Annotated in this window: 11 protein-coding genes; 4 read left to right on the plus strand and 7 right to left on the minus strand. The window is 40.1% G+C overall.

The genetic code is table 11. The features are described from left to right. Window positions 1-211: 211 nt before the first annotated feature. The 6 genes from BN3107_RS16090 to BN3107_RS16115 all read right to left on the minus strand — a co-directional run bounded on the left by BN3107_RS16090 (window position 212) and on the right by BN3107_RS16115 (window position 7,078). Window positions 212-1,873: a glycoside hydrolase family 13 protein gene (locus BN3107_RS16090; RefSeq protein WP_058308643.1), complete on the minus strand. Its 1,662-nt coding sequence runs from the start codon at window positions 1,871-1,873 to the stop codon at window positions 212-214. Window positions 1,874-1,875: 2 nt separating this feature from the next. Further along, window positions 1,876-2,541 carry a YesL family protein gene (locus BN3107_RS16095; RefSeq protein ID WP_058308644.1) on the minus strand — a complete coding sequence of 222 codons (666 nt, stop codon included), beginning with the start codon at window positions 2,539-2,541 and terminating at the stop codon, window positions 1,876-1,878. 16 nt (window positions 2,542-2,557) lie between these two features. Continuing rightward, on the minus strand, window positions 2,558-3,367 hold the full coding sequence (locus tag BN3107_RS16100; protein WP_058308645.1) for a carbohydrate ABC transporter permease: 810 nt from the start codon (window positions 3,365-3,367) through the stop codon (window positions 2,558-2,560). Further along, window positions 3,367-4,227 carry a carbohydrate ABC transporter permease gene (locus tag BN3107_RS16105; protein ID WP_058308646.1) on the minus strand — a complete coding sequence of 287 codons (861 nt, stop codon included), beginning with the start codon at window positions 4,225-4,227 and terminating at the stop codon, window positions 3,367-3,369. The genes BN3107_RS16100 and BN3107_RS16105 overlap by 1 nt, the downstream gene beginning before the upstream one ends. A gap of 72 nt (window positions 4,228-4,299) precedes the next feature. Next, window positions 4,300-5,595 carry an ABC transporter substrate-binding protein gene (locus tag BN3107_RS16110; RefSeq protein WP_392389064.1) on the minus strand — a complete coding sequence of 432 codons (1,296 nt, stop codon included), beginning with the start codon at window positions 5,593-5,595 and terminating at the stop codon, window positions 4,300-4,302. A 454-nt stretch (window positions 5,596-6,049) separates the two neighbouring features. Then, on the minus strand, window positions 6,050-7,078 hold the full coding sequence (locus BN3107_RS16115; protein ID WP_058308648.1) for an NAD(P)/FAD-dependent oxidoreductase: 1,029 nt from the start codon (window positions 7,076-7,078) through the stop codon (window positions 6,050-6,052). A gap of 111 nt (window positions 7,079-7,189) precedes the next feature. On the opposite strand from BN3107_RS16115, the gene BN3107_RS16120 reads away from it, so the two are divergent. From BN3107_RS16120 to BN3107_RS16130, 3 genes are read left to right on the plus strand one after another with little or no spacing between them, the layout of a single operon-like run. Beyond that, window positions 7,190-8,092, plus strand: a complete 903-nt coding sequence (locus BN3107_RS16120; protein ID WP_058308649.1) for an iron-hydroxamate ABC transporter substrate-binding protein — start codon at window positions 7,190-7,192, stop codon at window positions 8,090-8,092. 4 nt (window positions 8,093-8,096) lie between these two features. Continuing rightward, complete coding sequence (locus BN3107_RS16125; RefSeq protein ID WP_058308650.1) at window positions 8,097-9,092, plus strand: FecCD family ABC transporter permease; 996 nt, start codon at window positions 8,097-8,099, stop codon at window positions 9,090-9,092. Continuing rightward, a complete protein-coding gene (locus BN3107_RS16130) occupies window positions 9,089-10,096 on the plus strand; it encodes a FecCD family ABC transporter permease (RefSeq protein ID WP_058308651.1) in 1,008 nt (335 codons plus the stop codon). Before BN3107_RS16125 ends, BN3107_RS16130 begins: the two co-directional genes overlap by 4 nt. A 258-nt stretch (window positions 10,097-10,354) precedes the next feature. On the opposite strand, the gene BN3107_RS20250 is transcribed toward BN3107_RS16130, so the two are convergent. Further along, complete coding sequence (locus BN3107_RS20250; protein ID WP_082631344.1) at window positions 10,355-10,555, minus strand: Rpn family recombination-promoting nuclease/putative transposase; 201 nt, start codon at window positions 10,553-10,555, stop codon at window positions 10,355-10,357. Between the two features lie 189 nt (window positions 10,556-10,744). On the opposite strand from BN3107_RS20250, the gene BN3107_RS16135 reads away from it, so the two are divergent. Beyond that, on the plus strand, window positions 10,745-11,710 hold the full coding sequence (locus BN3107_RS16135) for an NERD domain-containing protein (RefSeq protein WP_058308652.1): 966 nt from the start codon (window positions 10,745-10,747) through the stop codon (window positions 11,708-11,710). Window positions 11,711-11,873 lie beyond the last annotated feature (163 nt).

The raw sequence follows: 11,873 nt of genomic DNA on the forward strand, positions 1-11,873 counted from the left end.
GTAAGAGGGAGTTAGATTCCCTTGTTGTAGACGGGAATCATTACTCGCTTCACGGGAATTATCGAGCTGTTCACGGGAATTAAGGTTAATTCCCGTGAAGACGGATGGAATTCCCGTCAAGAAGTCATCGATTCCAGTGAAGCGGAGGCGGATTCCCGTAAAGAAAAAGGATACCCCGATTTACGAAAAGGGGTATCCTATAAAGATCATGTTATTTGTTAAAATGATATACTCTCGCTTCATACGGTCGAAAGCTAGTCGCGATTTGGTCCTCTAGCTGGTAATTCGCAAGCACTAACTCCAGATTTCCTACTAAACCTTCTTCTTTAAAATCAAAACGAGTTTGTTCATTAAATAAATTTATTATAACAACATAACAGTCCCCGTCTAATGTGCGTGTATAGGCATAGATATGTGGGTGATCCTCTGCGATTAAGTCGTAGCTTCCATAGATTAAGGTGTTACTTGCCTTGCGCAGCTTGATTAACTTTTTATAATAATGATAGATCGAGTCTGGATCGTTTAGATTGTTTTCGACATTGATGTCACCGTAATTTGGATTAACTTTTAGCCATGGTGTGCCTTTGGTGAAGCCGGCATTTTCTGCTGTTGACCATTGCATTGGTGTACGGGAATTATCACGTCCGCTTTTCCAGATGCCCTTCATAATCTCCTGATGTGACTTGCCTGCTTCTCGTTCTTTTCTATATAAATTTCGGATCGCGACATCGTTGTAGTCTTCAATGTCATTGAACCGGACGTTGGTCATGCCGATTTCTTGGCCTTGATAGATAAAAGGTGTACCTTGCATTAAGAAATAAAAAGTTGCTAACGCTTTTGCGGATGTTTGGCGTAAGCCTTGATCATTTCCCCATGTCGATACGGAACGTGGTTGGTCATGATTTTCTAGGAATAAGGCATTCCAACCAACACCGTCGAGCCCTTTTTGCCATTTGGTTAAGGTTTTCTTTAATTCCGGTAATTCCAGTAACCCAGAGTCACCTGTACCCCATAGATTTAAATGCTCGAACTGGAAGATCATATCGAAATAACCGTTATCCTCGCCAACCCACTGGTCTGCCTCTTCGACTTTGACACCATTTGCTTCGCCGACGGTCATAATGTCATAGTTGCGAAGTGTTTTTTCCGCAAATTCGCTTAAATACGTATCAATGCCTGGCTGGTTCATATGGCGATCAAACGATGGCACATAACGAAGGTTTTCTGGATTTGGCATATCGGGAAAACCGTCTGCTTTTTTAATATGAGAAATCGCATCGACACGAAAACCATCAATTCCTTTATCCAACCACCAGTTCACCATATCATACAATTCATCTCGTACTTTCGGGTTTTCCCAATTTAAGTCAGGTTGCTTTTTGGAAAAAACGTGAAGATAATACTCGCCTGTCTCCTCGTCATATTGCCATGCAGAGCCACTGAAAATCGACTCCCAATTGTTCGGCTCCTTGCCATCTTGGCCGGGATGCCAAATATAATAATCGCGGTACGGATTATCCTTTGATGAACGAGATTCAATAAACCATGGATGTTCATCCGATGTATGGTTGATGACCAGGTCCATAATTAATTTCATACCGGATGCATGAACCGCTTCTAACAATGCATCAAAATCCTCCATCGACCCGAATTCATCCGAAATTGCTTGATAATCACTAATATCATAGCCATTATCATCATTTGGTGATTGATAAATCGGACTCATCCAGATCACATCAATTCCTAAATCTTTTAAATAGGGAAGCTGTTGGATCACACCTTGAATATCTCCGATGCCGTCCCCATTTGCGTCCATGAAGCTACGCGGATATACTTGATATGCCACTGCTTCCTTCCACCATTTTTTTAACATAATTATCCCCCAGATTTCGTTAAATTTTGATAGATTCTGTAGAAAAGTGAAAAAGTAATAAAACTGATCATACTACCTGTGAAAAATAGTAGTAGAAAAGGTAAACCATTTACACTGACATAGATGATCAGAAAACTGGTACCGATCGTTCCCAAAAATAAGACCGGACTGCCAAAGGTAAGAAAGAGTGCTTTTTTCAAAACAGCACGTATCGCGATAGCATAATGTACCATCACCGACATTACGGTCAATGTATAGACATAAAGCACGACACCGAAAACGATAAATGCAAACAACAAGACGGTATGGTCTGCTTGTAAGTACACGACATCAGCTATCATGATCGCCCACAGAGGCGTGAGCAGAAAACCAATCTTCATGCTTACCTTATAATTATCGCGGTAGTGTCTTAAAAATGCCTGCATGATCGACTTTTGTTCACGATCTACTATCCAGTCTCGTACCGAAGCGAACATTGCTGCTGTTGCAGGAAACAGTAGAAAAGGCATGAGAATCGCGATTAGTGTAAATAGTAGTGGAATCGATCGGCCTTCTGTGAACAAGGCACCGAGCACTAAAAAGACGATCGGCAGCTGAAAGGCCAGCCATAATAAATTAACGACCGAAAAACGCATGATCCATTCCGCTACTTTATAGACACCTGTCATTGATCCCACCTCATTTCTACTTAACGGCACCTTCTGATACTCCGGCAAGAATTTGTTTCTGCGCGATAAAATAACCGATAATAACCGGAATGATCGCAATCGTTAAGCCGGCTAGAGCTAAATGCCATTGCTTCGTATACTGACCGAAGAAATAGAACATTTTCAACGGTATTGTAGCGTTATTTTCGTTCAAGACTAATGATGGTAAAAGGTAGTCATTCCAAATCCAGATGACATTCAGAATCCCAACCGTCATTGAGATCGGTTTTAATAATGGAAAAATGATATGACGGAAGGTCTGGAATTTATTCGCCCCATCAATAATCGCTGCTTCATCGAGTGATTTCGAGATTCCGGTCATCGCACCATGATAAAGGAAGATTGATAAACTCGAGCCAAAGCCTAAATACATAAAAATCAGACCTGCCTGGTTTAGCATATCAACTTTTCCAAAAAGTGATACTAATGGAATCATGACCGATTGGAACGGAATCAGCATCGCTCCGACAAAGATAAGCAAAATAATCGAACTTAATTTACTTTTGTTACGTGCTAGCGCATAGCCTGCCATCGATGAGAAAAAGACGATAATCGCAATACTTACGACAGATACGATGATCGAATTGGTCAACGAACGGACAAAATCAAGGTCAATAAACGCTTCGACAAAGTTACTTGTCTGTACTTCCTGTGGCAAGCCTAATACGTCAGTAAAAATTTCTTTCTTCGACTTGAAAGCATTGACGATCATTAAATAAAACGGCGCGATCCAAACGAGACCAAGTAACAATGCGAAAATTTCTCCAATGTATGTTTTTCTTTTCATTACATGTCAACCTCTCGTTTCTTATTGTAGTAGACTTGTGTTAAGGAAATAATCGCCACGATCAGAAAGAAAACAACGGCTTTTGCTTGTCCGTAAGCCATCTCGTTTGAACTGAACGCTGTTTTTACAATTTCCATTGCCACCATTTGTGTCGATTCAAATGGTCCCCCGTTCGTTAAGGAAAGGTTCTGATCATACATTTTAAATGATGTCGATAAGGTTAAAAACATACTTACGGTAAACGCTGGTGCAACAAGTGGAAAGGTAATATTTTTGAAGCGTTGGAAACTGTTTGCTCCATCAATTTTGGCAGCTTCGATCAGTTCGTTCGGAATGTTTTGCAAATAAGCAATGTAAATGATCATAATGTAACCAGCCATTTGCCAAACCGTTAAAATAACTAGCCCCCAAAAACCTGTAGTTGTCGTTGATAACCAGCCTTGCAAGCCTGCAATACCGAGTGCTTCCCCAATATCTGAAAACACGCTAATGAAGATAAATTGCCAGATAAACCCGAGAATCAAACCACCAATTAAGTTTGGCATAAAGAAAACGGTTCGAAGCAGGTTGGCTGACTTCAATTTACGTGTCACAATTAAAGCTAAAGATAAACCAAAGAAATTAAGCAGAATCACTGTTACTACTGAAAATTTAATGGTAAACCATAATGAATTTAGAAATGCTGTATCATGTATTAAACGTGTATAATTCTCAAAACCGATAAACGTTGTTGCCCGGAGTCCATCCCAGTCGGTAAAAGAGTAGAACGTTCCGTAAAGTAATGGAACAATTACAACAAGCGCTAAAGCTAGCAATACCGGAGAGAGAAATAACCAAAAGGAAAGATCACGATTACGCACCTTCATCCCCTCCATTCTATTGATGTAAATACACATAGCAAGCAACGGATGCTTGCTATGCGTCTCTTTATTTTATTGTCTAGTTGATTCCCATTCTGCAATTGCTGCATCGATTGCTTCTTCAAATGTCGCTTCATCACCAAGGTAACGCTGGATATTTGAACCTAAAGCATCTTGCCCCCACATTGTTGGGTAACCAGAGAAGATCCATCCGATTGTGTTACCAGCTTCTGAATATTCATATACTTCTTTTGATAATGGATCGACAATTTTATCTGTGTCATATCCTTCGTAAGCAGGAATAAATTTAAATTCTTCCAATACTGCTGTTTTACCAGCTTCTGAAGTATACATCCAATCCAAGAAATCTTTCGCTGCCTGGATCTCTTCATCTGTTCCTTCATTGTTCACTGCCCAATAGTTTGGCACACCAACCGGAATACTACCTTCATGACCTTCTACAGGGATTGGAATAATACCAATATTTTGTGCTACTTCCTCATCCATTTGCTGAATGGAAGGATACACCCAGTTTCCTTGCTGGATCATCGCCACGCGCTCAAGTGAGAAGTACTCTTCTACTTGTTGAGAATAATCAAGACTTAGAACAGGACCAACTGAATAATCTGCCTGTAGATCAATAAAACGCTTGAACTCATCTGCTCTTTCAAATGCTAGCGTTTCTGCCTGATACGCTTTCATTACGTCCTGATCAAATTCTGGTGATAGGTAAGCATTGGCAGCATGGTCACCAATAACCCATCCTTCTTTACCAGGAAAAGCAAAGACACTGTCAATTCCTAAATCTTCTTTCATGCCATCAAGTGTTTGAACCGCTTCTTCCAAATCTTCATATGTTAAAAGCTCATCTGGATTAATCCCAGCTTCTTCAAAAATACGTTTATTGTAAATAAGACCATAACCTTCTTGGTTAAAAGGTAAGCCAAGAATTTCTTCACCATCTTTAACAGTTGATAGCGTACCATCTAATGCCGCCTCCGCTGCTTTTGTGTCTGATAAATCAGTTAAGTATTCACGATAATCCTCTACACCTTGTGGACCACCGATATTAAAAATGTGTGGTGCCTCACCTGAATTAAATTCTGTTTTAAGTACTGGATCATAATCCGTACCGCCACCAACTGTTTTCACAGAAATTGATACATCTGGATTTTCTTCTTGATATTGTGCAACAAGATTTTCAAACTGATCTTTAAATTCTACTTTTCCTTGAAATATATCAATCGATACTTGTTCATCTGATCCTTCGCTTTCATTTGCATTGCCAGACTCTTCATCTGAACCACTGCATGCCGCTAAAGCAACAGTAACTATCAACATCATTAAAACGAATAAAAACTTTTTCATGATCATTACGCCCCTTTTTATTTAATAGTTTAAATTGATTGCGCAAACGATTGCATCAATTTCATAAATAAGAGTATCATAGGATAATAGAAAAAACAACAATTAATTTGGGGTAATTGTTGCCATCATTCCAGTATTTTATTGTCTATTCGTTGTTGTGTAAGGGATTTATTTGATTTTAGTTTATGAGGATTTTTTGATATATTTAAACTATTATTTGAGCAAACGTATGCTCATATGAATCTACTTAACGATTCATTTTGCAGGCATTTTTGTGGAGTTAGACGGGAAAAGTGGTGTTGTTGACGGGATAAAGGTTCGGCTTGACGGGATAAGTCGTGCGCTTCACGGGATATATCCATTTATCCCGTGAAGAGGAGCAAGTATCCCGTGAACAGTAGAGGATATCCCGTCAAGAGAGCCACTTTTCCCGTGAACAGACTGGCTTTTTGACTTATTTAAGCAATTCCTGGACAAGCTGTTTGTTCTTTTCTTTAAACATATCGTTGTGCGAAGAGACCATCGCGACCTCTCTTGCATCTGGATTGAGGTATTTCTTTGCGCTGTTGACTGCTTTAGCTGCGTCATTGAAGGCTCCTAGGATGAGGTGGACTTTGCCGTCGTATTTTACTTTGTCCCCTGCTGCATATAGACCGGGAACATTGCTGTCGCCTGGTATGTAAAAGTCATCGATCAAATCAATCGGTAAATCACTATTTTCCAGTAACGAAGCATCGCGGTCGAAGCCGTGGTTAATTAATACTTCATCAATTTGAACGGACGTTGTTTCTCCGGTCACCGTATTGGTCAGTTCGACTTGGTCGATTCTTGTCTTATCGTTTTGTGCATGTAGTTTGCTAATCATTGTCTGAAAAAAGATTTCCACACTGCTGTTGGTTAATTGCGTGATCGCTGCTTCATGGCCTTGTAACTGATCTCTTCGATAGGTAAGGTATACTTTTTTGGCAATCGGTTCTAGTTCATTGGCCATATCAATCGCGGCATCGCGTCCTCCTGAAATGACGACAACTTTATCTTTGAATTTCTGAAAAGATTGCACGGTGTAGTGTAAGTTGGTTAACTCGAAGCGTTCCGAACCCGCTATTTCTAACTTTTGTGGCTGTAAGATGCCGCTTCCGGTTGCGATGATCACTGTCTTCGAATAGTGGATTTCCCCTGAACTCCCTGTTAATTCAAAGATACCGTCTGCTCGTTTTGTGATTGATTCCACTTTTTCATTGAGAACGACGGTTGGTTTAAAGGTTTTCCCCTGCTCTACTAATTGATCGATTAATTGTGCACCAGTCACTGGAAGTAATCCCCCGACATCCCAGATCATTTTTTCCGGATAGACATGTATTTTTCCACCTAGCTTCGGTTGAAATTCGATGATTTTCGTCTTCATCTCTCTTAATCCACTATAAAAACTGGAATATAATCCAGCAGGTCCTCCACCTATTATGGTTACTTCGAATATATTCATTGTGACGCCTCCATTTTTCAGAAAATATTGACAACGATTTAACTTGCTATTATTATTATAAATGAAATTGATTCTCAATATCAATTAATAATTCTGAAAAGAGGAGAAAAAATGAAAAAGTTCATGAGTTTGTTATTATTATCGACCCTTCTTCTTGCTGCCTGTGGAGATAGTGATGAATCTGCACATGCAAATAAAGAGGAAGATACGATTACATATGAATCGGAAAATGGTCCGATTGAACTGCCAGCCGATCCACAGAGTGTGGTTGTACTAGCAGGTGGTTATGCTGGTGATGTTCTTTCTTTAGATGTGCCATTAGTTGGTGTTGATTCCTGGGGAAAAGATAATCCTAGTTTCGATTTGGAAGGTGTCGAAGTCGTTTCCGATGAAGATTTAGAAAAGATTATTGAATTGGAACCAGATGTGATTATTGGCCCAAGTACGATCAAAAATTATGAGAAAATGAGCGAAATCGCGCCAACGGTTACTTTCACTTACAATGAACATGATTATTTACAACGTCATATTGAAGTGGGTAAAGTGTTAAATAAAGAAGAGGAAGCTCAAAAATGGGTGGATGATTTCAAGCAGCGTGCAGCACAAGCAGGCGAGGATATTAAAGAGAAGATTGGCGAAGATGCTACCGTGACTGTTATTGAGAATTTTGATAAAGAATTATATGTATTTGGTGATAACTGGGGACGTGGAACAGAGATACTTTATCAAGCAATGGGACTAAAGATGCCTGAGAGTGTGGAAGAAGTCGCACTTGAAGATGGTTATTATACCTTATCTTTAGAAGTTCTCCCTGATTATGTTGGTGACTATCTTGTGATCAGTAAGACAGAGGAAACCGAATCTTCTTTTATGGAAACAGAGACATATAACAATATTCCTGCTGTTCAAAATGATCAGGTATTTGTAGCGGATGCGGAAACCTTTTATTTCAATGACCCGATCACATTGGATAACCAATTAGATTTTTTTACGGAAAGCTTTTTAGCAGAGTAAAGTGATGACAACTAATCGTTTTTTTTCTATTAAATTAATGGCTAGTATCCTTCTACTATTGTTTGCTAGTTTGTTAGCGATGCGATTTGGCGCTGCGGACACTTCGATTAAAGATGTTTGGTTCGCGATGACCGGAAGTCAGGAGTCAGATACGATTATAATACTTCAGGAAATCCGTTTTCCCAGGGTAGTGGCGACGATTTTTGTTGGGGCTGCTTTAGCGGTGGCAGGGGCGATTATGCAAGGGGTGACACGAAATCCCTTAGCAGACCCCGGAATACTTGGTGTGTCAGCAGGTGCTAATGTCGCACTTGCTTTCACGATTGCTCTTTTTCCTTCTGCTAATTATTTCATGGTGATGATCGCTTGTTTTATCGGCGCATCGATCGGGACATTGCTAGTGATTGGAATCAGCTCGATCAGTGAAACCGGCTTTTCCGCGCTACGAATTGTCTTGGCAGGTTCAGCGGTTTCTGCCTTTCTTTATGCAGTGGCTGATGGAATTGGCATTTACTTCAAAATTTCAAAAGACGTTTCCATGTGGACGGCTGGTGGCTTTATTGGTGCCAATTGGAATCAATTACAAGTGATCCTGCCTTTTATTGTGATCAGCCTTGTTGTTGCCTTATTATTGACACGGCAACTCTCGATCCTTAGTTTGGATGAAGATGTGGCAGTCGGATTAGGACAATCGATTATTTTGATAAAAACGGTCTTTTTTTTGTTGATTAGTATTTTGGCTGGTGCTGCTGTTGCCCTAGTGGGAAACTTAGCATTTATCGGATTAATGATTCCTCATATCGTTCGTGCGGTGGTTGGCTCTAATTATCAACGCATCATTCCATTGTCGATAACGATTGGTGCTACGTTTATGGTCTTGGCGGAAACAGTAGGAAGAACGATTAATGCGCCTTATGAAACATCTGTCGCAGCGATTGTGTCGATTGTCGGCTTGCCGTTTTTCTTAATTATCGTTAGGAAAGGGGCGAAAGCGGTATGATCGATAACCGAATCAAAAAACAACGAGCGATTATTATAGTACTCGTGACGTTGCTTGTGTTAACGGCGCTGTTGAGTTTAGGTATGGGGGCTTCTTCGGTCTCTTTTGGACGGATTATTCCTACACTATTCGGTGATGGAACTTTTAAAGAAGAGTTTGTACTTTTTTCCGTTCGTTTGCCTCGGATCTTTATTACGATATTAGCAGGAATGGCTTTGGCGTTGTCTGGCGCTATTTTGCAAAGTATTACACGAAATGACTTAGCAGACCCTGGAATTATTGGGATCAATGCTGGTGCGGGAATCGGTGTAGCGGTCTTCTTTTTATATTTTCCAATAGAAGCAGGTAGTTTTGTCTATGTCTTGCCAATTGTTGCTTTTGTCAGTGCACTGTTAATCGCTGCGTTGATTTATATTTTTTCTTATACAAAAGGTAGCGGGATTCAGCCGATTAAGTTGATTTTGGTCGGTGTCGGTTTTTCACTTGCATGTTCAGGTGGGATGGTTGTGATGATTTCATCTGCTGCTGATGAAAAGGTGGATTTTATCGCTAAGTGGCTTGCTGGTTCGATCTGGGGAACAGATTGGCCGTTTATTGTTGCCTTATTACCATGGCTAGTTCTGCTGGTTCCATTTATTTTTTATAAGGCCAGTAAATTAGATTTGTTAGCTTTTAGTGAGCCTGTTGCTGTAGGTGTCGGCGTCAAGGTTGAAAAGGAACGATTATTATTACTGATCGCAGCCGTTGCCCTAGCCGCTGCCGCTGTTTCTGTTACGGGCGGGATTTCATTTATTGGATTAATGGCTCCCCATATTGCTAAATCACTGATCGGTCCCAGAAATCATCTTTTTATTCCGATTGCGATGTTGATGGGAGGGCTGTTGTTACTTGTGGCAGATACAATTGGGCGTAATGCAGTTGAGCCTGAAGGTATTGCAGCTGGGCTTGTGACAGCATTGATTGGTGCGCCTTATTTTATTGTTTTGTTGTTGCGGAAGAAATGAGAGGGGCATTATGCATGTTCCTCTTATTTCAAGTATTGCTTTATTTCATCTAATGATCTGTGTTCATATACGTTCTCGATTATCTTTTCTAAGGTTGCGATGTCTTGTTGTTTTATTTGTTGGATCATTTCGGCAGGGACGGCTTCTATATATTTTTCAATGAGCTTAATCGCCGTGTTCGCTAAAGTAGTTGAAGCTTCTTCTTCTCACCCCTTTTGTTCCAAGCGTTCTGTCAAGGTCATCACGATATCGCTCCCTTCAGGAACCCAAAAACGTGCGAAGGTTCCACTGATTTTCGCCATGATAGACAACAAGTGGAATAATAATCGGCAATTTATCAGTTTTTTCTTTAATGGCTTTCTTTTCCCATATTTTCATCATGTATTTAAGTAATTGAAAAGGTGTATTATTGCTCAGATAACTCTTCTTTTCTGAAAAATTGTTCTTGGAGGCCTGGATTGATCAAGCTATTTTCAAGTGGTTCTATGGAGTCTAAATCACTGAGAAACATAAGTTCTAAAAAGATTAACATTGATATTTTTTAACTTGCAAATTCCACTAGTTGCGAACAAACTCTTATTTATTTGTCATATTTTAAAGGAATTTACCCAAAAATGTCGTACTTAGCTATTAAGGCGGTGTTAATAGATGATATTAAAGAAACGAAATGAACCAGAAAGCATCCTTTTTCTCAAACGAGGGTTGGTACGGTGTAAAAAGAATCGTCAGGAAATTCAGCTCGAGCTTCGGAATTTGGAAAAAGGCTATCAATCAGAAATGAAGCTTGATTTTTATCTCCACCGTATGGCTCTCTCCACTCAAATGGTAATACTTCAGGACATTCGTCTACCGGCTGCTGACGGGCAGACCTTTTTCCAAATTGATTCCCTTCTCCTTACACCTTATTTTGGCTTCATCATTGACGTAAAAAGTCAAGCTGGCCAATTTATTTTCCAGCATAACGCACGCAAATTCCACTACCAATTACACGGCACCAAATACGGTATGAAACATCCCGTTTCTCAAGTAGAGGAACAAGAAGATCAGCTGATAAATTGGTTAGGTGGAGAATGGAGCAAATACACAATGGTTTCAGTGACAGCATTAGCAGATCCAGGTGCAGAGGTGATGGCTGATGCCAGTAGCGAATGGGTGTATGATCGTGTGATGCCTTTTGACTTATTAAAGATTAGATTAAAAGAGGCAAGCGGGAATTTTATTGAATCTTTTTTTCAAATGAATCAATTAGTGGAGGTTGGTCGCCGGTTGGCTAAAGCGCATTGTAAACCAGTGTTATATTATTGGAAAAAGTTCGATTTACAAGACAGGGATGTTGCTAGGGGAGTGTTGTGCCCTTTTTGTAACCGATTAGGAATGACTCGTCTGCGCGTAATTTGGGAATGCCCGCATTGTGGTGGTCGGGATCGCCATGCTCACTTACTGAGTTTATTCGATTACTTTGTATTTGTTAAACCTACTATGACAAATAAAGAATGCCGGGATTTTTTAGGTATCAGAAATGTCCATACAGCACGAACACTCTTGAATAATTGCGGAATTTTAGATTGGAAGGGTGAGAATCGAGGAAGGGTGTACTTTTTGAAGAAAAGATAAGCCTGGTGGCGAGATTCTTGTGCTTGCTCACGAGATAACCACCTCTGTTCGCGAGATATCACGACTTATCTCGTGAACAGAATGGAGAATCTCGCCAAGAAAAACTATTATCCCGTGAAGAGAAACCATTATCTCGTCAACAGATCCTTTTGCACATAATGTT

This window comes from Gracilibacillus massiliensis (assembly GCF_001458115.1).
In the GTDB taxonomy this organism is placed as follows: Bacteria; Bacillota; Bacilli; order Bacillales; family Amphibacillaceae; genus Gracilibacillus; species Gracilibacillus massiliensis.